A 26,138-nucleotide genomic window follows, 5' to 3' on the forward strand; every position below is an offset into this window, starting at 1 on the left:
TTGTTTAGGTCTTGCAAATTATCTGATAGACCAGTGCACAGCACTTGATGTTGATCTAAAAGCATAGAGCGGACTCTATGTTGCTACTCCCCTAAAACTTAAAGGTATTATCCGGTTTAGAGAGCCATTTGTCAAAGAAAAACGTCATCGAGCGAATTATTTTTCGTCTTTTTTGGTTTCTTCTTCTTTTAACATTGCTTTACGAGAAGCGTTGACCCGGCCTTGACGGTCGATTTCTGTAACTTTTACAAGTACTTCGTCGCCTAATTTAACCACATCTTCAACTTTATTCACACGTTCGTTCGCTAATTGAGAAATATGAACTAATGCGTCTTTTCCTTTAATCAAGTTGACAAATGCGCCGAATTTTTCGATCCGAACGACTTTACCTAAGTAAACTTCGCCGACTTTAACTTCTTTGGTTAATTCTTCAATGATCTTGATGGCTTTCTTGATCATCTCTGCATCAGAAGAAGCGATGCTGACATTGCCGTCTTGATCGATGTCAATTTTCACGCCAGTTTCTTCGATGATACCGTTGATGGTATCGCCGCCTTTACCGATAACTGTTTTGATCTTATCTGGATCGATTTGAATCATTTCAATCTTCGGAGCGTATGGGCTTAATTTTTCGCGTGGTGCTGCGATTGTATCAGTCAAGACTTCAAGGATTTCCATCCGGGCTTGTTTGGCTTGTGTTAGGGCTTCAGAAAGAATTTGTTCTGTGATCCCTTGAATTTTAATATCCATTTGTAAAGCAGTGATTCCGTCTTTTGTTCCGGCAACTTTAAAGTCCATGTCGCCAAGGTGATCTTCCAAACCTTGAATATCAGTCAAGATCGTGTAGTTTTCGCCATCAGAGACAAGTCCCATTGCGATCCCTGCAACGGGTGCTTTAATTGGCACACCAGCGTCCATCAATGCCAAAGTTCCGGCACAGATACTTGCTTGCGAAGATGAACCGTTGGATTCTAAAACTTCGGCTACTAAACGGATTGTGTAAGGGAAGTCTTCTTCACTTGGAATAATTTGTGCCAAAGCACGTTCACCTAATGCTCCGTGTCCAATTTCACGACGACCAGGAGAACCTGCGCGTCCAGTTGAACCAACAGAGAATTGTGGGAAATTATAATGATGGATGAATCGTTTGCTTTCAACAGTTCCAAGGCCATCAATGATTTGATGTTCGCCTAAAGGAGCTAACGTACAAGCAGACAAAGCTTGCGTTTGTCCCCGCGTGAATAAACCTGAACCGTGAACCCGTGGCAATAAGCCCGTTTCAGCGGCTAATGGACGAATTTCATCCAATTTACGGCCATCAGGACGAATCTTATCAATCGTGATCAATTCACGTACCACATCTTTTTCAAGATCTTCCGCGATTTGTTTGACTTCTTTCGTAATTTGAACTAAATCTTCTGTCTCGATGTTAGCAAATTTTTCTGCGTAAACTTCTTTGACCGTTTCTTTGACTTTTTCGATCTCGTCTTCACGAGCCAATTTGTCCATGGTCATTACAGCTGTTTTCATTGTTTGATAGTAGCCGTCGAAGATTTCTTTTTTAAGTTCAGGATTAACTTGCAACAATTTGATTTCCATTTTTTCTTTGCCGACAGCGGCAACGATTTCTTCTTGGAAAGCCACTAATTCTTTGATTGCGTCAAAGCCGAATAGCAAGGCGCCTAACATATCTTCTTCAGAAACTTCTTTCGCGCCAGATTCCACCATGTTGATGGCTTGTTTGGTTCCGGCAACCGTCAAGTCGATATCTGACTCTGCATGTTGTTCCACAGTTGGGTTCAAGACGTATTCCCCATTCACGCGGCCAACATCGACACCAGCGATCGGGCCTTCGAATGGGATATCAGAGATCGATAACGCCAATGAAGAACCAAACATCGCTGCCATTGATGGCGAGCAATCTTGTTCCACACTCATAACCACGTTGGTTACTTGAACTTCGTTACGGAAGCCATCTGCGAACATCGGACGGATTGGACGGTCGATCAAACGAGCCGTCAACGTTGCATCCGTACTTGGACGACCTTCACGCTTAATGAAACCGCCAGGAATTTTACCTACTGCGTACATTTTTTCTTCATAGTTGATGGTTAATGGGAAAAAGTCGAAATCCTTCGCTTCTTTTGAAGCAACTGCAGCACTTAATACAACAGTGTCACCATAACGTACTAAAACAGCACCATTGGCTTGTTTGGCAAGTTGACCGATTTCAACTTGCAGAGGGCGTCCGCCCCAAGTGGTTTTGAAAACTTGTTTTTCTGACATAACTTCTCCTTTGCCCTTTGACCAGTGCGACGCTACTAAACAAATGGAAACAGCGAACATTTTTGCTGAATTATTTAGCCACTTCCATTTGGTTAGTAGAGTGAACAACACGCCAATCAAAGGTTTTTTATTTTTTCTGAGTTGAACTCAGATAATTACAATAAATAAATTTTCGCCACGGATTCTCAACTTAAAATGGCGAGGATCTTGAAGCGTAGCTAACTCGTTTTACGGTAATCCTTTTTCGAAACCCACGAAAAATAAGTTTGATATTCGTACGCATAACATTGCGCTATACTGCTAAAACAATAGTTTATAATAACTTTCTTGTTTTTCTTCTTCACCAGACAAGCTGGAAAAAGCGCAACTGTCAAAAAAAAGTGAGATTCCTAGGAACCTCACTTTCATAGTTGTACGAATTAACGACGTAGTCCTAGACGTTGGATTAATTCACGGTAACGTTGGATGTCAGTATTACGTAAGTAAGCTAACAAGTTACGACGATGTCCAATTTTTTTCATAAGGCCACGGTATGAATGGTGGTCTTTTTTGTGGATACGTGCATGCTCATTCAGTTGATTGATGTCTTCCGTTAATACAGCGATTTGTACTTCTGGAGAACCAGTATCTCCTTCATGGCGTGCAAAATCATTGATGATTTCGTTTTTACGTTCTTTTGAGATTGCCATGTTTTTCACCTCTTTCTGATTTTTTCCTATGACTGAGTAAAGCGTTGGTGAATCGCCCAACCAAGTGATAGGTGGTGTGCTTTGCACACTCTAACACTTTACTTGATTTGTTCTAAAAAATCAAGCTGTATAGCAATTTAAGCGGGTCTTTTATAATCATTACAATTTTTTTAAGGAATGAATTTGGAAAAAACAGTTTTTTTACCTGATTTACTTTTTGTGTTAAACTTACGTGATGAAATCATGTCTTGAGAGGAGATTTTTTAATGATCACAATGGATGATATTATTCGGGAAGGCCATCCGACCTTGCGGGCTGTCGCCAAAGAAGTCCCGATTCCTCCAGTTGCTGAAGACGTGGAACTTGGAAAAGAAATGCTGCAATTTCTTAAAAATAGTCAAGATCCCGAGAAAGCAGAAGAACTACATTTACGCGGTGGTGTCGGTTTAGCGGCGCCCCAATTAGATATTTCAAAACGGATCATCGCCGTTCATGTGCCTAGCATCGATCCGGAAAAACCAGAGAGCGGCATCAGCACCGTGATGTACAATCCAAAAATTTTGAGCCATTCTGTTCAAGAAGCTTGCCTAGGTGAAGGTGAAGGCTGTTTATCAGTCGATCGCGAAGTTCCTGGCTACGTCGTACGAGCAGCTCGAATCACGGTTTCTTATTTTGACGCAGAAGGCGAAAAACATAAGATTCGCTTGAAGAATTATAATGCTATCGTCGTTCAACATGAGATCGATCATATCAACGGCATCATGTTCTACGATCACATCGATGAAAAGAATCCATTGAAATTAAAAGATGGCGTCTTAGTCATTGATTAATGATCATTCCCATAGCTAGCTAGTTTAAAACCGTCACGTTTATGCGTGACGGTTTTCTTCATATAAGATTCCTTTGTCTGAAAGAGCTTGTTTGATTTTGGCTAAATCTTCCAAAGAATCATAAGCGATCGTATGCAAGTGAATACCATCAGTTAATTCAGATAGGAAGGCCGCTTGATTTTTTTGCGCTTGATTCAAAAAGCGATCGACATCCTTTTGGGTCGTCAAATGCAACCCACCGGCTAGTTCACCATACAAGGGATGTTCTACGATCACATCGATCACTTCTCCACCTTGATCAATGATTGTGCGCAACTCCGTTTCTGCCTGTGAGCGATCATGTTGGACCGCGATCTTACTGATTAATTTTTCTGATTCCCGCTCTAATAAATAGCCTCGTGCCGTTGCGATGATATTTTCGCCGGAAGCCCGCAACAAGGCAACATCACCAACAACGATCTGTCGGCTAACGCCAAATTTTTTAGCGAAGCTACTAGCGCTGATGGGCTTTTCTGCTTGCTGCAACGCGGCTAAAATTTGGGCTTTACGTTGCTCGCCTTCAATCATCCGTCTTCAACCGCCCTTCTTGATACGTTCGTGATTGTTTCATAATGTCTTTAAAAGTTGCAACGATCGCCTCGCGATACGTTTCATCCTTCACCGCATCAGCTACTTTTGCCAAGACCGTATCTTCCCTGCTTGGATCTAAAACTGCTTTATTCGTTTGTGCTTTATAAGCAGAAATTTCACTGACTGCTGACATGCGTTTTTCCAACAAAGCCACGAGCTTTTGATCGATCTGATCAATTTTTTCTCGTGCTTGCAGGAGTGCATCTTGTTCTGATTCTTCCTCGATCGTTTTGATGATCTGTGCTGGATTGCCACCAACGACGACATTATCGGGAAATGATTTTGTCACCACAGCTCCAGCTGCAACGACGACATTATTTCCTAGTGTCACGCCGGGAACGATCACTGCTGAACCACCGATCCAAACATTGTCACCGATCGTGATGGGCTTGCCTAGCTCTAAGCCACTATTGCGTTTCGCCGGTTCGATCGGATGACTAGCTGTATATAATTGAACGTTCGGCCCAAACATACAATTGTCCCCAATTGTGATCGGACAAATATCTAGAAAGACATTGTGGAAGTTACAATAAAAATTTTCTCCCACAAAAATGTTGTAACCATAATCAAAGGAAATCGACGGTTCAATGTAGACATGCTTCTTCGTCCCACCAAAGGCTGCTTTGACAAAAATCTCCCGCTTATCTTTATCTGCCTCTTGATTGATTGCTCGTAATTTTACGCGGGCATCTCTACGGTCTGCCGATAATTCTGGATCGCCGGCAAAATATAATTTTCCCGCGATCATTTTTTCTTTTTCAGTTAACTCCACGCACATTCCTCCTCATTCGTATGAAGCTTTGATCCTCTATCTAAGTAAAACGCTACAATTTTTCAAACACCGCGACCCCATTTGTCTGGATGAAATCATAAGGACCAGCTAATTGGATCGGTGTTTGATTAATCACCAATACGTTTGCCTCACTGCTTTTTTCATAAATTAAATCACAAAACGGGTGGACTTGAAAGCTTGTCCCGACGATTACTATAAGTTCGGCTTTTTCCACGGCATGGATTGCCTGTTGGATCACCGATTCTTCAAAGCCTTCGCCATACAAAACGATATTTGGTCGAATTTGTCCACCGCACTCTTTATGGCGATCACTTTGCAAATAATCTTGCCAAACAACTGGCTGTTGGCAATTGCGGCAATAGCAGTCGTACAGCGAGCCATGAAAGTTCACCAAGTGCTGGCTACCAGCTGCTGCGTGCAGCCCATCAATATTTTGAGAAACGGTCCAGACTTCCTTTTCCGCTTCCAATCTCGCCATCCTCTGATGGATCACATTTGGCTTCGCCTCTTCATGATACAGATGTTTGACAAATTCGTAAAATTTCTGCGGCTCATTCACCAAACAAACATTACTCAATAAATATTCCGGCGCCTCAAGTCCCTGATAAACACCTTGTAACGAGCGATAATCCGGCACTCCAGATGGCGTCGAAACGCCTGCACCTGTCAAAAATGTAATCTTTTGCGCCGCTTGAATCATTTGTACCCCTTGATCAATCGTGATCTCCATTTCTGTCACCTCAAGACTAAGTATAGTATAAAAGCAGGGTAAAATAAAAAAATCCTTCAATCTATTTACGCGATAAAAACTGGTTTTATTCGATTCTTTTTGTCCAATCAGACAAAAAAGTGGTAATAATTAAAAAATACGCACGTTTTTTTGTTCGTTTCAAATGATTTCCATTGACTTTTTCATTTCTACCCTTTAGACTGTGAAACATAATAACTGAATACGAGATGCCTCAGTACAATGAGGTAGAGGTCGCGAACCTTATTAACCCTATGGAGTGTAGAGACACGATGAAATAGGACTAGGAAGTTTCGCCGAAATGTACAAAATTCTCTAAGTTTTGTATGTTGGGACGCAAGCAAATAACTTGCGGACTGTCTTAGCAGTGATGCTAAGTTGCGCTATGTTTTTGTGAGAGGGAACACCATCTTCTTATTATCTGCAAGCGGCCTTATACACAAATCGGCGGCTTTTTTTTGCGTAGATTTTTCAAAGACACCCTTACCCAATCTCGTGATTTCAAGAAAGGGAGAAAGTTATGAATAGAAGAAAATTTTCAGTTATCGCCTTTATCGCATTAGTTATTTCATTTTTAGGAGCGCCGCTACTCACTCACGCGGATGCTAAAACCCCCGAAGGAGAATTACGGGTCGGCATGGAAGCCGGCTACGCCCCTTTCAACTGGACGCAAAAAGACGACCGCAATGGTGCAGTACAAATTCAAGGAGACCAAGCCTATGCTGGCGGTTATGATGTTCAGATGGCTAAAAAAATCGCGGATAAAATGAATCGCAAATTAGTCGTTGTCAAAACCGAATGGGACGGGCTCTTACCCGCTTTGCAGTCAGGTAAGATCGATGCCATCATCGCCGGTATGTCCCCAACTGCTGAACGTCGCAAGGAAGTCGACTTCTCCGATCCTTATTACGAATCACAGCTGGTTATCGTCACCCGTAAAGATACAAAATACGCTAAAGCAACCTCTATTAAAGATTTCTCTGGCGCGAAAATCACCGCCCAATTAAGCACCTTTCACTATGGTGTGATTCCGCAAATCCCTGGCGTTAAAAAACAGGAAGCCATGGATAATTTCCCAGCGATGCGGGTCGCTTTAGAATCCGGAACCATCGATGGTTATGTCAGTGAGCGACCTGAAGGGGTCACTGCTGAAAGCGTCAATCCTGATTTAAAAATGGTGGAATTCGACAAAGCCAATGGATTCCAAACCAATCCTGAAGATGTGCAAGTTTCCGTCGGAATGCGTAAGGGTGATCCTGATATGGCGCAAGTCAATCAAACCTTAGCAGGCATCTCGCAAGACGAGCGAGTACAAATCATGGACAAAGCTATTAAAGACCAACCCGCATCAGATGAAACGACTAGCAGCTCAGGTAAAAAAGAAAATGTATTTGTTCGTATCCTAAAACAAAATGGTTCGATGTTCTTACGCGGAACCGGCGTGACTTTACTGCTGGCGATCGTCGGAACCACGGTCGGAACTTTGATTGGTTTACTCGTCGGAGTCTTCCGTACCTTGCCTGAATCAGACAACGGCGCAAAACGCGGCCTACAAAAAGTGTTTGGCTGGTTGTTAAATGCTTACATCGAAATTTTCCGGGGTACACCAATGATCGTTCAATCTGCGGTAATCTATTACGGGATCGCGATGGCCTTCGGAATTGATTTGAATCGAACAGCCGCGGCACTCTTCATTGTTTCGATTAATACTGGAGCTTATATGTCTGAAATCGTTCGTGGTGGGATTTTCGCCGTCGACCAAGGACAATTCGAAGCCGCTCATGCAATCGGAATGACTCATGGACAAACAATGCGCAAGGTCGTCTTGCCGCAAGTCCTACGGAATATTTTGCCAGCAACTGGGAATGAACTAGTCATCAATATCAAAGATACCTCGGTATTAAGTATCATTTCAGTTTCTGAACTGTTCTTCCAAGGGAAATCCGCAGCCGGAACGAACTACATGTTCTTCCAAACTTACTTCATTATTTGTGTGATTTACTTTGTCTTGACCTTCACCGCAACGCGGATCTTACGCTTAGTCGAGAAAAAAATGGACGGCCCATCCGCTTATGTTCGTTTAGATGACGTTGATGTAGCCGTTGGCGAAGACAAATAAATGAACAGCACCTTCTCAAACAGGAACTCTGAAAACCAGAGATTGATGAAGGATGCCGGTGTTACCTCTTGCTTTAGCAAGTTAATCCCATGATATAAAGCATGAGAAGCGAGCTTATTTTTCTGATCTTCGGAAAAATAAGTACATTTGAATCGAATAAGGAGGATCATTATGAGTAATATCATTGCAATCGAGCATTTGAAAAAAAGTTTCGGCGACAACCTCGTCTTAAAAGATATCAGTATGAACGTCAACAAAGGAGAAGTCGTGACCATTATCGGCGCCTCTGGTTCTGGTAAATCAACCTTTCTCCGCTGCATCAATTTATTAGAAACACCAACAGATGGTAAAATTTTGTATCAAGGTGAAAATGTTTTGGCGCCGGGATATAATTTGCCAAAATACCGTACTCACTTAGGAATGGTTTTTCAATCCTTCAACTTGTTCAACAATATGAACGTTTTGCAAAACTGTATGAGCGGCCAAGTAACCGTCTTAGGCCGGAAAGAAGAGGAAGCGAAAAAAGTCGCATTGGAGAACTTGGAAAAAGTTGGCATGGATCGTTTCGTTGACGCGAAACCGGCACAGCTTTCCGGCGGGCAAAAACAACGGGTCGCAATCGCTCGGGCCTTATCAATGGACCCCGAAGTGATGCTGTTTGACGAACCAACCTCCGCTCTCGATCCAGAAATGGTCGGCGATGTGTTGCAGATCATGAAAAAATTAGCCGAAAGCGGCTTAACGATGGTGATCGTCACTCATGAGATGGCTTTTGCCAAAGAAGTTTCCGATCGCGTGATCTTCATGGATCAAGGTGTAATCGCTGAACAAGGCACACCTGAGGATATCTTTGTTAATCCAAAAGAGGTTCGGACCAAAGAATTCCTACACCGCGTCTTGCATCCTGAACCATAAACAAAAAAAAGGCTCTGACAGAAAAGCAATTACTGCTTCTGTCAGAGTCTTTTTGCTACGCTTTCTTTCGATGAAAGATTTTTTCATAGTACCTATTCGCCGTACGGTAAGAAATCACCCAAATACCCGAAACTAAAAAGCGGCCAAATATTCCGATTGGTGGAAAAATAAAGACGCCCGCCATCACCGCGAAATTAATTACCATTGACACTCTGCTGCGACGATCTCTTCGTAGCACTTTTGCAACATGGCTGTTCGGATCATTCGCCTTGATTAATTGATCAGACAATATACCATAAGAAAAACTCCACATCGTATAAATAATGACATAGGACATTTCAGGCCAAAATTCCCCAGGATCGCGACCAACCCAACTTGTCACAGCCGGACATAACGTTAGCCAAAATAACCAAAAAATATTTGCCCAAATCACTCGATAATTGATTTTTTCCGCCATCTGCATCATCCGATGATGGTTCACCCAAATGACCGCGACAAAAATAAAACTGACGACGTAAGCAAATAAAATATTCGTAATAGCTTTCAAAGAAGCCAGCGTGGGTGCATCTGGTATTTGGATATTCAACACCAAAACGGTTAAAACTATCGCTACTACACCATCTGTAAATGCTTCTAAACGGGATTTTGTCATTTTTTCACCTTCTTTCTTAGAATAGCATGAAATTTGTTTTTAACTATATAAAATTACTCACTTTTTGTCTGTTAATAACTGACAGTTCTGTGTAAATAAAGTACAATTATAGGAGGTATTCTGGTTAAAAAAGTTCATATTAATAGAGTAATTTAATAAAAGGAGGAAAACAGATGTCATATGAGGAACTTATGTTTGATTCGTCGCTCCTCTTACGTTTTAATATTTTTAAATATTTAAACCAATCTACAAAACAAATCTTGTCGATCAGTCAATTATCAGAAGATTTAGAACTAAATTATCAACAAAGCGTGATTGAGCTAAACGAAATCGATCAAGAACTAGCGGAGATCAGTCCGAATCACGAGACAATCATGATGCGTGCAGGTAAGGTTAACTTGGAGAATCTCACTGCGACGATCGATATTTATCGCTACCATCTATTGAAACAAGCAGTCCCGTTCCAATTCATTTTATACTTCATGAATGAAGAAAATCCAACAATCGAAAAATTTTGTGAAAAATATTTTGTCAGTCGCTCGACCGTTTCTCGCAAAATCGATAAATTAAAAAAACATCTGAAGCGTTTCAATATCCGTTTTACATATACAGAAGCTGGCATGTCTGGTGATGAACGTTTGATTCGTCTAGCGTTGTTTGATCTTTTATGGTTAGGAACGCGGGGAATTGAATGTCCGCTAGTCGTGGATCAACACCAGCTTGAGCAAGTCATGAATACTTATAAAGATTATTACCCACTGGCTCGGACTTATTTTGGTACGCAAGAAATTAAATTATTTAGTTGTATCAATTTGATCCGCATCAAAAATAAAAAGTTCGTTAAATACGATCCTCGTTACAACTTTTTAATGAAGGACAATCCTTATTATGATTTCACTTCATTGCGAGAGCTCATTGAAGAACCACTAACGACTCGCCAAGTCAAAGGGGAATCCAGTTTTATTTATTTCCTTGCTCACTATTCACCATTTTACACGATTCGCGACGATCCAAGTATGAAACAAGCCATCCACGATTTTGATGCGCGGCCAAATCCAGTCAATGATTTTGTGATGGAGTTTCGATTGTTCGCTAAAAAGGCACTATTTCCTGACCGTCCTGAAGTAATGGATGATCCGCTCGTTGTATCAAATCTTTTGAACATCACGTTTGGCTACTTTATTTTCCGCCAGCCTTTCCCAAGCATCATTGAATTAGTGATGGATCCGAACGAAAAACAAACACGCGGCGAATACATCCTGTTCCAAAATATCCAAAACTTTATGCAGATGGCTAAAGACAATCCTTCTTACAGCTTCATTAGCTCTGTTCATCCGATGCTAACAAGAGGATTCAAACGACTGCTGCTGCCGTACTTTAATCAATTCCCTTATGCAAAAAATTTGAGTGTCGGTATTGCTTTGGAGCATAATGCAATCTTTGTTCGCGACCTGTATCGCTTTTTAGAAGATTTACGTTTTATCAATGCCGAGCCTTACGATGTTTCATTGAAGGATGATTATGATTTAATCATTAGTTCTTCTTCATTATTGAAAAAGGAAAAACCACATATTCCATTGTATCAACTAGATTTTCCTTATACAAAAAATGAATTAGTTCCATTGTATATCGAATCACGTAGAATCTACGATAAGAAAAATCGCGTCTATGAATAAAAAAATGAACCGCCCGACAAGAGTTTTTATTTCCTCTTGTCGGACGGTTTTTTTCTAAAATACGTTTGACTCTATTTACCAAAAACTAATCTAATATTACTTATTGACTTTATTTTTCTTAAAGTTAACGGATTTGCTAGTCTTTCATCACATTTTTTTCATAACTAGTTGTTACTATATATGCAGACCAACAAACAACCCTAACACTTTTTCATTTTTTAACTCCTTTGCTCGTCGGCCACCCACCGACGAGCTCTTTTTTTATAAAAAATAATTTATTTATCCTCATGAATTGAAAAGCCCAATTTCTTTACAGTTTTTTTAATATTCGAACATTCATAGTTCACAAATTATTCATAACTAGTTGCTATTATATAAGCATACCAACAAACAACCCTAACACTTTTTCATTTTTTAACTCCTTTGCTCGTCGGCCACCCACCGACGAGCTCTTTTTTTGCTTGCGGATGTTTGAAAAAACTAATTCAGTTAAAATGCCATTACTTTTTCTTAACTTATTATCTTATTTATCGTCGAGCATCGTTCACAATTTATTCACAACTAGTTGCTATTATATAAGCATACCAACAAACAACCCTAACACTTTTTCATTTTTTAACTCCTTTGCTCATCGGCCACCCACCGATGAGCTCCTTTTTTTATCTGTAAAATGAAACCCCTTAACGTGAATTAGCTGTGGCTTCTATTAATCGCAAGCAGATCGTTAATCCTTTTTCTCAAAAAAAATTTGTCACTTTAACTTTCAAAAGCCATGGATCGTCATCCAACGATCCACGGCTTTATTTTTTCATCTCTTTATCAGTACAAAAAACTAGGCACCCGCATGGAGTGCCTAGTAATAAGTTTATTTTTTATGTGTTTCAAACAACGGGCTAACAGGTTTATTTTCATGGATGCGTTTGATAGCATCGCCCATTAATTCACCAACGCTGATTTCATCGATTTTGTCGATTTTGCGTTCATCTGATAAGTAGATTGAATCAGTCACAACTAAATGCTCGATCGCTGAATCTTGAATCCGTTGCATTGCTGGACCAGATAGAACGGGATGAGTACATGAAGCGTAGACTTTTTTCGCACCAGCTTCTTTTAACGCATTAGCTGCTAGTGTGATGGTACCTGCTGTATCGATCATATCATCGATAATCACACACGTTTTGCCATCGACTTTTCCGATGATGTTCATCACTTCAGCAACATTCGCTTTCGGACGACGTTTGTCGATGATCGCGATTGGAGCTTTCAAGAATTCGGCTAATTTACGAGCGCGTGTTACACCGCCGTGGTCTGGTGAGACAACTACGACATCATCGCCGCAGATTTCTTTTTCTAAGAAATAATCTGCAATCAATGGTGCACCCATCAAATGGTCAACCGGGATATCAAAGAAGCCTTGGATTTGTGAAGCATGTAAATCTAACGTTAACAGACGTGTTGCTCCTGCTTTTTCAATCATGTTGGCAACTAGTTTTGCAGTAATTGGTTCCCGTGCGCGTGCTTTACGGTCCTGACGTGCATAACCGTAATAAGGCATTACGACGTTGATTGTTTTTGCACTCGCGCGTTTCAAGGCATCGATCATAATCAAAAGTTCCATTAAATTATCATTTACCGGACTACTTGTTGACTGAACGACATAGACATGACAGCCACGAATACTTTCCTCAATATTTACTTGAATTTCGCCATCGCTAAATTGAGTGACAGAACTTTTTCCCAGCTCTACACCAACTTCTTCAGCAATTTTTTCAGCTAAGGGACGATTTGAGTTCAAAGCAAAAATTTTCAATCTTGGATCAAAATAATGTTTCGACATGGGGACCTCCACTTTCTTTTTAAGCATACGCTACCGATTATATACCATTTCAAATAAAATACTAGTCATTTCCATTTAAGAAATCAAGAGATTTTCCTTAAAAAGGCAAGTGACTGGCATACCCAGCTTTGTTTACTTGACGAGCTCGAGCTATAGCCATATCGCCTTCTTTGACATCTTCTGTAATGGTTGAACCTGCCGCTGTGACACTATTGTCTGCGATAGTGACTGGGGCAATAATATTGGTTCCCGATCCGATAAAGACATGATCACCCACTGTTGTATGGTGTTTATTTTTCCCGTCATAATTGACAAAAACCACGCCGCAACCGACATTGATATCTTTACCTAGTGTTGCGTCACCGACATAGGTTAAATGACCGACCTTCGTATTTTCTCCGATGGTTGCTTTTTTAATTTCGACATAGTTGCCGATATGCGCATTTTCACCGATATCCGCTTGTGGACGTAGATGGGCATGGGGACCCACATCCGCATTTTTGCGAACGATCGCTTCTTCTAAGACGGAAGACTTGATCTCAACATTGTCTTCAATGATACTGTCTACGATCTTTGAATGAGCCCCAATCACACAATCAGAGCCAATCACTGTCTTGCCTTGCAGCTGTACACCGGGTTCGATGATCGTATCTGAACCGATCTCAATGCCGGCGTCAATGTAGGTTGACGCTGGATCGATAAAGGTAACACCATTGACCATATGCTGACGATTGATGCGGCGACGCATGATTTCATTCGCGTTAGCTAAAGCGATACGATCATTAACACCTAGGGATTCTTCAAAGTCTTCTGTTTGATACGCTGCGACTGTTTGACCGTCATTTTTTAAGATTTCTACGATATCGGTTAAATAATATTCGCCTTGGGCATTATTCGTGCCGATTTTTTCAAGGGCGGCGAATAATTCTTCGTTGTCAAAACAATAAGTGCCCGTGTTGATTTCTTGTGTCCGGGCTTCTTCTGGTGTTGCGTCTTTTTGTTCCACGATTTTTTCAACGATGCCAACATGATCACGTAAGATTCGGCCATAGCCCGTTGGATCTTCTGCATGAGCGGTCAAGATCGTGGCACTAGCCTTCTTGCCTTGATGATAATCAAATAAATTGTTCAAGGTTTGCGTGGTTAATAAAGGCGTATCGCCGCTGATGACTAACGTGGTGCCCTGCTTACCTTTTAAAAATTCCGCTGCTTGCATGACTGCGTGCCCAGTCCCTAATTGTTCTGCTTGCAACGTATATTCGCTACGGTCACCTAATTGCTCTTTGACCATTTCCGCCCCGTGGCCCACGATCGTCACAATCTCTGTTGGCTCAGTCTCAACTACTCGTTCAATAATATGTTCCACCATCGGTTTGCCTGCTACAGGATGCAAAACCTTGTATAATTTTGATTTCATGCGAGTTCCCTTACCCGCCGCTAAAATAATCGCATAACGATTTTCCAAAAGAAGTCACTCCTATTTCGTTTTAATGGATTTATTTTTCTAAGAGAAAAATAAGTTTGATTCTCAACACGTATATCATTCTACTAATGGGCTAAAGCTCAAAGTAGAACTGACATCCTATTTCGTTTTAATGGATTTATTTTCCCAAGATAAAAAATAAGTCTGATTCTCAACACGTATATCATTTTACTAGCTGAACGTAAAAAAGGCTAGCTCATTAGACTCCCAATTAAAAAAAGTGGAGAGAGTCTGAAAAACTAGCTTTGAATTTATTTATCGAAGCAGTTACCTGGTACAACCGTGATCGTCTTGGTGCTTGTATCAACATCTTGGACAAATAGCAATGAATTGTAGTCGTCGATGGCCCGTTCACCTTTGAATTTCGATTCCGCAAAGACCGTGATCCCCACTAACTCAGCTTCGAATTCTTCGATCAAACTCTTCATCCCGTTGACGGTGCCGCCGCCTTTCATGAAGTCATCCACGATCAAAACTTTTGAACCGCGTTTTAGACTGCGCTTTGAAAGCTCCATTTTTTCGATTCGTTCAGACGAGCCAGAAACGTAATTGACACTGACCGTTGAACCTTCCGTGATTTTTGAATCCCGACGAACGATGACAAATGGCGCATTCAAATAGTAGGACACCGCTTGAGCGATTGGTACACCCTTTGTCGCTACCGTCATCACTGCGTCAACTTTTTTATCTAAATATTGTGCAGCGATAATCCGGCCGACTTTTCTTAATAAGTCTGGTTGACCTAACATATCGGATAAATACACATAGCCACCTGGCAACAAGCGGTCTTCCTCTGACAAGCGTTCAGCTAAGGATTCAATGTATTCTCGCGCGTCTTCGTCGGTGATACTCGGTGTAAAGACGACGCCTCCCGCAGCTCCGGGAATCGTTTCTAAAAATCCCGTTCCTCGCTCTTTGAAAGTTTTTTTAACAATCGCTAAATCTTCGCTGATGGAAGACTTGGCCGAACCGTAGCGGGCCGCAAAAAAAGTCAATGGGATCAAGTCATGTGGATGATCCAATAAATATTGTGTCATGTCGATTAAACGTTCACTTCGACGCACTTTCACATAATTCACTCCTAAGTATTTATTTTATTCATTAAAAAATTTTGATTCTCAACGAATCTCCTCGTTGTGCTCACAAAACTTATGATAAGCAAATAGCACTCTATTCTGATTTATCGTTTCCCATTATAAGGGTTTAGCGAATAAAATTCGAGTATTTTCTTGTTTTAAAGTGAAAAAGTTCGGAATTTATTAATTATTCCACAAAAAAAGAGGAAAAGCTTTCGCTTTCCTCTATTTTTGCAGCTGTCTGCGCTGAATTAAAAACCTCAATTGTCGAATTCCATTAACTAGTAAAAATAAAATGATAAAGCCTAAAGTGATCGTCGCTCCTGGCGGTGTATCCAAATAATAAGACCCTGTCAGACCACCGATCATACCGATAAAGCCGACTAAAACACTGATCAAGATCACGATATTAAAGCTTTTTCCAGCTCGCATCCCGATCGCCGCCGGTAGCACCATAATCGCTGAGATCAACAAGGCTCCCGCAATCGGGATCATGATCGCAATGGCGACACCAGTGACTACATTAAAGATCATAGACATCATACGGACAGGTAAGCCATCGACTGCCGCGATATCTTCATCAAAAGTCAGAACATACATTGGTCGTTTAAATAAAAGAAATAAAATCCCCACAAGGACAAATAAAATCCCTAGAAAAACAACCTGCTGCCAAGTAATCGTTACGATCGAACCAAACAAATACGATTGGATGCTGACTGCCGAACTACCTGGTGCTAAACTCATCAAGACTAGCGCCACCGCTAAACCAGCCGCCATTAAGATCGCAATCGAGATTTCTGAATAGGAGCTGTACATATTTTGCAGATACTCCATAATGATCGCCGCAATTACGACGACTAATAACGTTGTACCGGTTGGATTTAAGTTTAAGAAAAAGCCTAGCGCCACACCTGCTAGCGACACATGAGACAAAGTATCCGCCATCAACGATTGCCGCCGAATAACAAGAAAGACACCTAGCATAGGTGCGATTCCAGCAATGAAGATCGCCGCTAGGAACGCTCGTCTCATGAATTCATATGAAAGCAACGCCATTTTGAATTCTCCTTCCGTACCAATCGAATATGACGATCAATATATTTTTTTGTATCATCATGATCATGGGTGATCATCAAGATACTTTTCCCATGAGCATGGGCGCTATGCTGCAATAAGCCATAAAAGTCATTGCGAGATTTTTCATCCATTCCCGTTGTCGGTTCATCTAAAATAAACAAGTCTGGATCTTTGGCGAATAATCGCGCCAAACTGATCCGTTGTTTTTGACCGCCGGATAATTCCCCAACTTTTTTATGCCGCATATTCCACATATCGACCGATTCCAACGCCTTCTTCGCATGTTCGTGGTCGCGGTCAGATAATTTTTTGAACCATTTTCCTTGAGGATAACGTCCCGATTCCACCAATTCCAAAACGGTACTAGGAAATCCGGCATTAAATGACGCCACCTGTTGTGGAATATAGCCAATACTTAATTTTTTACCTTGGGTATTCTTTTTAGCAATCGTGATCTTCCCACTGCTAGGTTTTAATAAGCCTAATGTCGCTTTGATCAATGTCGATTTTGCGGCACCATTTTCTCCTGTCAAAATGACGAACTCCCCTGGATCTACGTGGTAAGACACGTTTTCTAACACCGGTTCATTATCATAATAAAATGAGAGGCCTTCCACCTCGATATACGACATTCTCGTCTCTCCTTTAATGAATACTTTCTTTTAGAGCCGTCAAATTCTCACGCATCACTGAAAGATAATTTTCCCCGTCCTTAATCTGCTTGTCGGTCAGACTTTCTAAGGGATTCAATACTTCTAATTTTACGCCTGTTTCATTTGATAACGTTTCTGCGACTTTCGATGAGGCATTCTCTTCAAAATAAATCACTTTAACTTGATGGTCTTCCACATAATGCTTCAACTCACTCAAGCGGCTTGGTGAAGGCTCTTGGTCTGGTGAAATTCCGGCGATTGCTTCTTGAGTCAAGCCATATTGCTTTGCCAAATAACCAAACGCCGCATGCTGGGTCACAAATGTTTTCTCTTTTGCGTCCTTGAAAGCTGTTTGATACTCTTGATCTACTGCCTTCAACTCATCGATATAGCTTTCCGCATTTTTTTCAAAAGTCGCTTTGTCCTCTGGATACTTCTTGCTTAACTGATCGCGAATCGTTTCCACTTCTTTAATAGCTAAGACAGGATCTAACCAAACATGGGGATCTAACTCGTGGTCATGTCCATGTTCCTCATGTTCTTCTCCATCGTGGTCGTGGGCTTCTTCATGATCATGCTCGGCGCCTTCCATTAAGGTAATATTTTTCGACGCTTGAATGATCTCTGTCTTTTTCGTGTCGATTGTATCCGTCAAATTATCCGTCCAAGTTTCCAGCTCGGGACTGTTGTAAACAAACACATCCGAATCCGAGATCTTCGCCAAGTCTTTGGCGGAAGGTTCGAAATCATGAGGCTCGGTTCCAGCTGGGATCAATAATTCAACATTCCCTTTATTTCCTACCACTTGCTTCGTAAATTCATACATGGGATAAAAAGTAGTCATCACTTGAATCTTATCATTCGAGGATGCCTCCTTTTTTTCCTGCGTACCACAAGCAGTCAATAGAATCGATAGTAGCACAGTTCCTAAGATAAGTAGTCCTTTTTGTTTTTTCATCTATTAATACACCTTCTTCTCTTTTTAAGACAAGAATTAATTTAGCAGATGTTTTTCTATCCGTCAACCCAAAGCGTAAAATTTACGATTTGAGTTCGATAAACTTTGTTAAACCGTAAAACAGATGACTTTCGGTTCATATGAAAGCTTCTACCTGCATCTGCTTTCATATGATTGTTTTGTTATTTTAAGCTAAGCTTGGTCATCTTTTTCCAAGCAATCAGACAGCTGACAATCAAAAAAAATAGACCCTCAAGGATCTACTTTAACGTACGCACTAGATAGACTTCATCGCAAAAGCCCTTCAGCGCATTAAAAACATGCTTAGCGCGCGAGTATTTATGACAGAGCGCGTAAACGGTCGGTCCGCTGCCGCTCATCATCGCTGCATCCGCTCCGTATTTCAACATTCGATCTTTTAATTGTTGAATGACAGGATGCTTTTTGATCGTGACAACTTCCATCGAGTTTCCAAGATTCTCCGTCAGCTTTTGATAGTCACCGGCTTCGATCGCGTCCACTAAAGCAGAGATATTCGGATGATAAAGCTCCTCCATCACAATCTTTGAAAAAATCGTGCGGGTGGAGACACTCATGCGAGGTTTTACAACGACCACCCAACATTGCGGCATCGGAGCAAGCGGCGTAACCTTTTCACCGAAACCCTCGACTAGCGATGTCTGACCGTAAACACAGTAAGGAACATCCGAACCGACTTCAGCCCCTAAACTAGCCAATTCTTCAATCGATAAGCCGAGATTCCACAAGCGATTGACCGCCCGCAGTGCTGCGGCAGAATCCGTTGAACCACCACCGAGTCCAGCTGCTACTGGTATTTCTTTATGAATTTTGACCCGTAGGCCTTTTTTTATGTCAAAGCGCTGCTTGACTAAATCCAACGCCTCGTAGACATGATTTTTTTTATCCGTGGGCAAAAAAGCTTTATTCGTCTCAATAATGATCGTATCTTCCGGAATTTCTTCCAAGTGTAAGCGATCAGCCAAATCAATACTGGCCATCACCATTGATAACTCATGCAGCCCATCTAGTCTCTTACCTAAAATATCAAGACCTAGATTGATTTTTGCTGGGGCTTTTTCCGTAACTTCCATTTTCTCACCCGTTCAAATTTTTCACTAGACGATTCTATCATAGCCTATAAAAAATGTATAGATACTTCATTCTAGCATAGGGCTTACAAAATAGTTGAAAATTTCGCTTTCAGGTCTTACCATTATAATAGAAGAAGTTGTCAATGATGAAGACGGTTACTGTTTAAGCTAAAAAATAGGAGTCAAGGAGGAATGCGTTATGAATCTATTGCCGAAAAATGATTGGCTAGATGGAGAAGATTTAATGGGACGCCTCATGAACACGTTTTGGGACGATCGAAAAATGAGTGTTGATATTCGCGATCTCGATGATCACTATGAAGTCAAAGCAGACTTGCCCGGTTTTGAAAAATCAGAAATTTCCGTTCGGTACAACAATGAAATTCTTTCGATTGATGCCGAACACACCAGTGAACACGAAGTCAAAGATGATGGCCGTTTTGTACGCAGGGAACGTTCTAGCAGTGCCTTTCACCGGCAATTTGTCGTAAAAAGCATTGACGAAGAAAGAATCAACGCAAAATTTGAAAACGGCGTCCTAACCTTGAAGCTGCCAAAAACCGATTACGAAGAGAAAAAAGGCAAAGCGATCTCGATTGATTAACTGCTGTTTAAACGAGAAGAACCTGTGACAAAATTTTGTCACAGGTTCTTTTTACGAATAAACGACATTCCAGCAGTAGCTGCTATGGAAATAAGCCGAATACTTCTGTCAGGTCCTCTTTTACAGTTCAATCATTTCTTCTGAGATAGTCGCACCCTTATTCTTTCCACGGCCAATCAATAATAATAGCTGTAGGGCAGAAAATAAGAAGCTACTGTCCTTCATATAAGCAAAATATCTCGGCCGCCATTGATCCACGTAGATCGTTTTTTCCTCAGCGACTTGTTGAAAGGCGTAGATTGAATGACCATATTTATAAATCAAGTTCATGATACGCTCTCCGAAAAAGGCAAAGGAGGTCTCCCCCACTTTGGCTAGCGGCGCCATCCCCTGATAAATCTCATGATAGCCCTGCTTTTTCAATTCATCCATTAAATGCAATTTTAGAAACGTCGGCAATTCATTCGGTACATCGTTCCGAAAACGCAGTAAGTCAAAAGAGGCATTTTCCTGATTAATTGGTTGTTCCGTAATAAAACCAACGATTCGATTTTGCGGATCACGAGCGATCCCAACATTACTGGTTTCGATATATCCGCGATCAAAACGACCCACAGAGAAGCATTTTTCTTTTTCCCCATTTAACCACTCATCCGAAATTTCTTCTAGTTCATCGAAAACTTCGTCAGGCAACTTTTCAAAATAAATGAATTGATAGCCTTCATTGGTTAAACGTTTGAATTCAAAACGATCAGAGAATACTTCCAGTTTATGCTGAGTAAAATCGGTTACCCCTGTCTCACCAATCTTATCAAAGTGAAAGCCTAGATCATGCAACAGCAAAACATATTCTTCTGAAATTTTGTAAAACGCTAGTTGGTAGCCATGCTGATCGGCGTACTCCATAAACGCCAATGTCGCCGCTTGCCATTTCTGCGGATTTCCCGCTGGATCGCCTAAGACAAAACATTTATTTGCTTTCGTTTGGAAGCCAAAAACGATCTGATCGTTGCCATTTTCTTGATAATAAAAATAGCGGTAGCCGGTGACGCGTAAATAATGGCTGGCTGCAGTCCCACCATAACGATTGATTAAATAGTTGAAACGTTTCTCGTCCCAGGTCGTTCCGATTTTTTCCTCGCTCTGCGTCAAATATTGGTATAAGATCGCTAAGCACAAAATAGATAGAATCAATCCTAGCAGACCGGAAAACCAAATTTCTTCAGAAGGAAAGGCGAAATACTTCGTTGATAACCGTTCGGTGCTCCAAATTTGTCCACTGTGATAACCTGCCACTGCGTAGAAAATAAATAGTAGACCGAACAACACGCCGTCAAACAGCAATGCGCCCCATGAATAGACAAACCGTTGACGATAAAATTCTTTCCGTGACATCCAGACGATCAATAAAATCACCAAGTAAACGACGATCAGGCGAATCGATGCCGTCCGAGCCACCGTGTTAACAATCCCGAAAATCAATAATAAGATCGTCGGCCAAAAAGCCCGTTTGACTTTTTGCGAGATGCCGCGGGCAAAGCCTAGCAGTAAGAAACCAATCAATAAATTCAAGGTCTGGTCTAGAAAATCAAAAGAGAAGGGCAGCAGCACTTGAAACAAGCGGCTGATATTAGATAAATTCGTTAACGTCGATAATAAAATCATCATGATCCCAGCAAAATAAACCGCACTGACCATCATTACATGAGCAAATTTTTGGGAAAGCAGGCGCGGCAGATTATCAAAATAGCGGTTCATTTTGACACTCGTATTGGTCAAAAAGATCGCGATGCCTGTAACAAATGGCACAAGATAATAGAAAATCCGATAGAATAAAATCCAAACCACGGCCGTACTTTGACTGAGGCCAAGATGCCCCAGCCCTAAGATCATCATGACGTCAAAAGTTCCGGCCCCCCCTGGAACCATCGTCAGCATCCCTAAGCCGGTGGCGATCACAAACATCGGATAAACCTCAGCCACATTCACCTTTGCCCCCATCAAGTAGCCGACTGCTAAAAAGACCGTTAAAGCCCCCAGCCATTGACCAATCGAAGCGATATACAATTCTAAAACTTGTTTCAGCTGGAACTCTTTAAAGATCGTCCGTCGCCGACCATAAACAAAACCGAAAAGAATCGGCGCAAACGCCCCTCCTGCTAACAGCCAAAAACGATAACGAACAAACGGACTTTGTGTTTGAATGAAAAACAAATCCAATGCTGTAAAAAACGCCATGATCGAAAGACCTGCCAACATAAACAGAGCAATCTTAGAAATCACCGCCAGCACTTTTTTTCTTTCCATCCCTTTGCCATAAAAACTTGAGCGCAAACTCACGCCGACCACACCGCCAAAGCCGGCTAAATTATTGATCGTATTGGTCGTCCACGCAGACACCAACCACTCTCTGCGATTCATCCGCGGACGCCCCGACGCTTCCAGCGTCGTGATGGCAACGTGATCATATAAAAGCATGGGGAGAACGCCGCAAAGGCCGATTCCGAACATACTTAGTAATGCGATTTGATCCTGTTGTTTGATTGTTTGCCAAACCGTTTGCCAGCTCATTCCATGGGCAATATTTTTCACCTGATTAGCGACGAAAAATAAGACAACCCCGAAAAAAATAATTTTAAGCAACGTGGCATATCGTTTGAACCAGCGACTAATAGTCGTCATCCTTCTTCTCCCGTTCTTCCTTTTCTTGTTACTCTATTCTAAATGAATTCTTGTTTTGAAGCCATCCTTTTAAATTAATGATTCCAATCAAATATGATTAGTTATTTTTAATCTACGATTTGTGGTTGTTCACTTTAAAAATCAAAAACATAAAAACTGCTGGCAGCTAGCTCAAACTAAGGACGCTTTTTTTCGTACGCATACCATTCTGCTAAACTGCCTGTTTCTAATTTTGATTAAAACAAAGTTTACTAATCAAACGATAGCCACTACGAAAAGCAGAACTGGCAGCTATTTCACTTTAAGGTTTTTATTTTTCGAAGCCCGTGAAAAATAAATTTGATCCTCAGCACGCATACGATTTTTCTAAGCGCTGAAGCGCGAAGAAAAACTCGCAAAACAAAAAGCCTCATTTCTGAGGCTTTCGGCTATTTTGCATAATCGGTTGCTCGTGTTTCGCGAATAACCACGACTTTGATGTGTCCTGGATAATCTAATTCGTCTTCGATCTTACGACGGATGTCGCGGACTAAGCGAACAGAATCCAAATCTGAAATTTCTTCTGGTTTAACCATGACACGAACTTCTCGTCCAGCTTGAACTGCGAAGCTTGATTCTACTCCGTCAAAGCTGTTGGAAATATTTTCTAAGTTTTCTAAACGGCGAATATAGTTTTCTAGTGATTCGCTTCGTGCTCCTGGTCGTGCAGCTGATACGGCATCTGCTGCGGCAACCAATACGGAAATCACTGAAGTGGCTTCGGTGTCTCCATGGTGAGAAGCGATGGCGTTGATGACTACTGAATTTTCACGATATTTAGCGGCAAGTTCTGCCCCAATTTCAACGTGTGAACCTTCGATTTCATGATCTAACGCTTTACCGATATCATGAAGCAAGCCAGCGCGTTGTGCTAACTGAACATCTTCGCCTAATTCTGCGGCAAGGACTCCCGTCAACTTGGCAACTTCGATGGAATGGTTCAAAACATTTTGTCCGTAGCTGGTACGGAAATGCAAACGTCCTAAAATCTTGATCAAATCTGGATGCAAGGTATGAGCGCCCACTTCAAAGGCTGCTTGTTCCCCATATTCGCGAATGCGTTCATCCATTTCTTTACGCGATTTTTCGACCATTTCTTCGATTCGTGCTGGATGGATTCGACCATCTTGAATCAATTTTTCCAAAGTCATGCGGGCAATTTCCCGTCTGATTGGATCAAAGCCTGATAAAACAACTGCTTCTGGGGTATCATCAATGATCAAATCAATCCCCGTCAATGTTTCTAACGTCCGGATATTACGGCCTTCACGTCCAATGATGCGACCTTTCATCTCATCATTTGGTAAAGTTACCACTGAAACGGTTGTCTCAGAAACGGCATCCGCACCACAACGTTGAATAGCCATTGCCAGAAGATTTTTCGCCTTGCGATCAGCTTCTTCTTTGGCCCGTTGTTCAGATTCTCTGACCATGACGTTCAATTCATGGTTCAGTTCCTCTTCCGTCGTCTTCATAATCATTTCTTTTGCTTCATCTTTAGTTAATGACGCAACTTGTTCAAGTTTTGTTTTTTGTTCATCGATCAGTTGTTCTACATCTTTTTCTCGCTCGTCAATTAATTGCTGTCTAGCACTGATTTTTGTTTCTTTTTCTTCAAGTGAGTGCTCACGCTTTTCAAGAGAATCATCCTTACGATCTAAGGTTTGTTCTCTTTGAAGCAAGCGATTTTCTTGCGATTTTAATTCTTGTCTGCTTTCTTTCAACTCACTTTCAACTTGTGCGCGATACTGCTGGTTTTCTTCCTTGGCTTCCAACAAAGCTTCTTTCTTTAAGGTCTCCGCCTCTTTATTAGCATGCGTAATGATCCCTCTAGCTGTGTTTTGTGCCCCATCAATTTCTTTTTCATGGCGTGATTTTGCCACCATGAAACCCAAACCAAGACCGACAATTAAACCGATGATAGCGAGGAGAATCGGAACTAACATTAAATCCACCTCCGTACTATCTTATTTACCTATCTGTAGTTTTTTGATAAACGAATGTCAAATTATCAATATGCCTACTTGCATATGTGTGGTGTCACACAACTTTATTCTAATGTTTGTCTGATAGCGTGTCAACTTTATTTCTCTTTTGACAGACTTCCCGTTAAAGCGCTTTGCTTTGTTTTGAAAATTCCACAAAAAAACACTAATGACCGAGCAAATAGCCTTTGTCATTAGTGTCGATTTGTTTTTTATTCGTCTAATGGCAGTTCTTCTTGTCCTGCTTCGTCTGCCTCAGCCGCTTCACCTGCTTCACCGATACCGTAAGCAGCCCGCACACGTGTATCGACTTCAGCCATCATTTCTGGATGGTCCGCTAAATATTTCTTCGCATTTTCACGACCTTGACCGATCCGATCTTCTTTGTAGCCATACCAAGCACCGCTCTTGTCGATGATATCTTGCTCTACAGCCATGTCTAAGAGTTCGCCTTCTTGCGAAATTCCCCGACCATACATCAGATCCACTTCAGCCACCTTAAAGGGAGGAGCCACTTTGTTTTTCACGACTTTGATCTTCGTCCGGTTACCAACAATATCTGTACCGTTTTTCAATTGTTCCGCACGACGGACCTCTAACCGTACAGTCGCGTAGAACTTCAACGCACGTCCACCAGGAGTTACTTCTGGGTTACCGAACATTACGCCGACTTTTTCCCGAATTTGGTTGATGAAGACCGCAATCGTCTTCGTCTTATTGATAGAACCAGATAATTTACGCAATGCTTGTGACATCAGACGTGCTTGTAAACCAACGTGAGCGTCACCCATTTCACCATCGATTTCAGCCCGAGGAACCAACGCTGCTACAGAGTCGATAACGATGATATCAACAGCACCACTAGAAACCAATGCATCAGCGATTTCCAACCCTTGCTCACCAGTATCTGGCTGTGAAAGCAATAGTTCGTCAATATTAACACCTAGACGTTGCGCATATTGCGGGTCTAACGCATGCTCAGCATCGATAAAAGCTGCTGTACCGCCTTGTTTTTGTACTTCTGCGATAGCATGTAAGGCAACCGTCGTTTTACCAGAACTTTCTGGTCCATAGACTTCAATGATCCGTCCTCGTGGATATCCACCGACACCTAATGCTACATCTAATGCTAAAGAACCACTTGGGATCGTTGAAATCTGTTGATCAACCTTTTCACCTAATTTCATGATCGAGCCTTTTCCATAGTTCTTTTCAATCTTCTTCATTGCAGCATCTAAAGCCGCCTTGCGATCATTTGCCAATAGCTGATCCTCCTATTTCCTATAATGTAATT

General features: G+C 41.5%; 21 protein-coding genes and 1 riboswitch. Of the genes, 5 read left to right on the forward strand and 16 right to left on the reverse strand.

The window, feature by feature from the left end; genetic code table 11:
- Positions 1 to 156 precede the first annotated feature (156 nt).
- Both pnp and rpsO read right to left on the reverse strand, forming a co-directional pair.
- A complete protein-coding gene (gene pnp, locus RV00_RS06255) occupies positions 157 to 2,286 on the reverse strand; it encodes a polyribonucleotide nucleotidyltransferase (RefSeq protein WP_071861744.1) in 2,130 nt (709 codons plus the stop codon).
- Between the two features lie 419 nt (positions 2,287 to 2,705).
- Complete coding sequence (gene rpsO / locus RV00_RS06260) at positions 2,706 to 2,975, reverse strand: 30S ribosomal protein S15 (protein ID WP_071861745.1); 270 nt, start codon at positions 2,973 to 2,975, stop codon at positions 2,706 to 2,708.
- A gap of 266 nt (positions 2,976 to 3,241) precedes the next feature.
- Between rpsO and def the strand changes: the two genes are divergently transcribed.
- Positions 3,242 to 3,805, forward strand: coding sequence for a peptide deformylase (gene def, locus RV00_RS06265; RefSeq protein ID WP_071861746.1), 564 nt, complete (start codon positions 3,242 to 3,244; stop codon positions 3,803 to 3,805).
- 39 nt (positions 3,806 to 3,844) lie between these two features.
- Here def and RV00_RS06270 read toward each other — a convergent pair whose 3' ends face one another.
- From RV00_RS06270 to RV00_RS06280, 3 genes are read right to left on the reverse strand one after another with little or no spacing between them, the layout of a single operon-like run.
- Entirely contained in the window at positions 3,845 to 4,372 is a 528-nt protein-coding gene (locus RV00_RS06270; RefSeq protein ID WP_071861747.1) for a transcription repressor NadR, read from the reverse strand.
- On the reverse strand, positions 4,365 to 5,207 hold the full coding sequence (locus tag RV00_RS06275; protein WP_084133245.1) for a chorismate mutase: 843 nt from the start codon (positions 5,205 to 5,207) through the stop codon (positions 4,365 to 4,367). The genes RV00_RS06270 and RV00_RS06275 overlap by 8 nt, the downstream gene beginning before the upstream one ends.
- 52 nt (positions 5,208 to 5,259) lie before the next feature.
- Positions 5,260 to 5,958, reverse strand: coding sequence for an NAD-dependent protein deacylase (locus tag RV00_RS06280; protein WP_071861749.1), 699 nt, complete (start codon positions 5,956 to 5,958; stop codon positions 5,260 to 5,262).
- 238 nt (positions 5,959 to 6,196) lie between these two features.
- Positions 6,197 to 6,370, forward strand: a riboswitch (Lysine riboswitch).
- Between the two features lie 126 nt (positions 6,371 to 6,496).
- On the opposite strand from RV00_RS06280, the gene RV00_RS06285 reads away from it, so the two are divergent.
- The gene (locus tag RV00_RS06285) at positions 6,497 to 8,095 is read left to right on the forward strand and encodes an ABC transporter permease subunit (protein ID WP_071861750.1); all 1,599 of its coding nucleotides are present in this window, start codon (positions 6,497 to 6,499) and stop codon (positions 8,093 to 8,095) included.
- Positions 8,096 to 8,266: 171 nt separating this feature from the next.
- Entirely contained in the window at positions 8,267 to 9,010 is a 744-nt protein-coding gene (locus tag RV00_RS06290; RefSeq protein ID WP_071861751.1) for an amino acid ABC transporter ATP-binding protein, read from the forward strand.
- A gap of 55 nt (positions 9,011 to 9,065) precedes the next feature.
- On the opposite strand, the gene RV00_RS06295 is transcribed toward RV00_RS06290, so the two are convergent.
- Entirely contained in the window at positions 9,066 to 9,662 is a 597-nt protein-coding gene (locus tag RV00_RS06295; RefSeq protein ID WP_071861752.1) for a TMEM175 family protein, read from the reverse strand.
- Between the two features lie 173 nt (positions 9,663 to 9,835).
- Here RV00_RS06295 and RV00_RS06300 point away from each other — a divergent pair, with 173 nt between their 5' ends.
- Complete coding sequence (locus RV00_RS06300; protein WP_071861753.1) at positions 9,836 to 11,338, forward strand: helix-turn-helix domain-containing protein; 1,503 nt, start codon at positions 9,836 to 9,838, stop codon at positions 11,336 to 11,338.
- Between the two features lie 865 nt (positions 11,339 to 12,203).
- Here the strand turns inward: RV00_RS06300 and RV00_RS06305 are convergent.
- The 7 genes from RV00_RS06305 to ispE form a co-directional block, all read right to left on the reverse strand.
- Positions 12,204 to 13,175, reverse strand: a complete 972-nt coding sequence (locus tag RV00_RS06305; RefSeq protein ID WP_071858651.1) for a ribose-phosphate diphosphokinase — start codon at positions 13,173 to 13,175, stop codon at positions 12,204 to 12,206.
- 97 nt (positions 13,176 to 13,272) lie between these two features.
- Entirely contained in the window at positions 13,273 to 14,640 is a 1,368-nt protein-coding gene (gene glmU / locus RV00_RS06310) for a bifunctional UDP-N-acetylglucosamine diphosphorylase/glucosamine-1-phosphate N-acetyltransferase GlmU (RefSeq protein WP_071861754.1), read from the reverse strand.
- 269 nt (positions 14,641 to 14,909) lie between these two features.
- Positions 14,910 to 15,728: a pur operon repressor gene (gene purR, locus RV00_RS06315; protein WP_071861755.1), complete on the reverse strand. Its 819-nt coding sequence runs from the start codon at positions 15,726 to 15,728 to the stop codon at positions 14,910 to 14,912.
- 231 nt (positions 15,729 to 15,959) lie between these two features.
- The gene (locus tag RV00_RS06320; RefSeq protein WP_071861756.1) at positions 15,960 to 16,790 is read right to left on the reverse strand and encodes a metal ABC transporter permease; all 831 of its coding nucleotides are present in this window, start codon (positions 16,788 to 16,790) and stop codon (positions 15,960 to 15,962) included.
- Positions 16,763 to 17,443, reverse strand: coding sequence for a metal ABC transporter ATP-binding protein (locus tag RV00_RS06325; protein ID WP_071861757.1), 681 nt, complete (start codon positions 17,441 to 17,443; stop codon positions 16,763 to 16,765). The genes RV00_RS06320 and RV00_RS06325 overlap by 28 nt, the downstream gene beginning before the upstream one ends.
- A gap of 13 nt (positions 17,444 to 17,456) precedes the next feature.
- On the reverse strand, positions 17,457 to 18,422 hold the full coding sequence (locus tag RV00_RS06330) for a metal ABC transporter substrate-binding protein (protein ID WP_071861758.1): 966 nt from the start codon (positions 18,420 to 18,422) through the stop codon (positions 17,457 to 17,459).
- 260 nt (positions 18,423 to 18,682) lie between these two features.
- Positions 18,683 to 19,534, reverse strand: coding sequence for a 4-(cytidine 5'-diphospho)-2-C-methyl-D-erythritol kinase (gene ispE / locus RV00_RS06335; protein WP_071861759.1), 852 nt, complete (start codon positions 19,532 to 19,534; stop codon positions 18,683 to 18,685).
- Positions 19,535 to 19,733: 199 nt separating this feature from the next.
- Here ispE and RV00_RS06340 point away from each other — a divergent pair, with 199 nt between their 5' ends.
- Positions 19,734 to 20,138 (forward strand): Hsp20/alpha crystallin family protein, encoded by a 405-nt coding sequence (locus RV00_RS06340; RefSeq protein WP_071861760.1) that lies wholly within the window; start codon positions 19,734 to 19,736, stop codon positions 20,136 to 20,138.
- Positions 20,139 to 20,258: 120 nt separating this feature from the next.
- Here RV00_RS06340 and mprF read toward each other — a convergent pair whose 3' ends face one another.
- From mprF to recA, 3 genes are all read right to left on the reverse strand, one after another.
- Positions 20,259 to 22,820 (reverse strand): bifunctional lysylphosphatidylglycerol flippase/synthetase MprF, encoded by a 2,562-nt coding sequence (gene mprF / locus RV00_RS06345; protein WP_071861761.1) that lies wholly within the window; start codon positions 22,818 to 22,820, stop codon positions 20,259 to 20,261.
- 428 nt (positions 22,821 to 23,248) lie between these two features.
- The gene (gene rny / locus RV00_RS06350) at positions 23,249 to 24,805 is read right to left on the reverse strand and encodes a ribonuclease Y (protein WP_071861762.1); all 1,557 of its coding nucleotides are present in this window, start codon (positions 24,803 to 24,805) and stop codon (positions 23,249 to 23,251) included.
- 251 nt (positions 24,806 to 25,056) lie between these two features.
- Positions 25,057 to 26,106 (reverse strand): recombinase RecA, encoded by a 1,050-nt coding sequence (gene recA, locus RV00_RS06355; RefSeq protein WP_071861763.1) that lies wholly within the window; start codon positions 26,104 to 26,106, stop codon positions 25,057 to 25,059.
- Positions 26,107 to 26,138: the final 32 nt, after the last annotated feature.

The organism is Enterococcus devriesei (assembly GCF_001885905.1).
In the GTDB taxonomy this organism is placed as follows: Bacteria; Bacillota; Bacilli; order Lactobacillales; family Enterococcaceae; genus Enterococcus_A; species Enterococcus_A devriesei.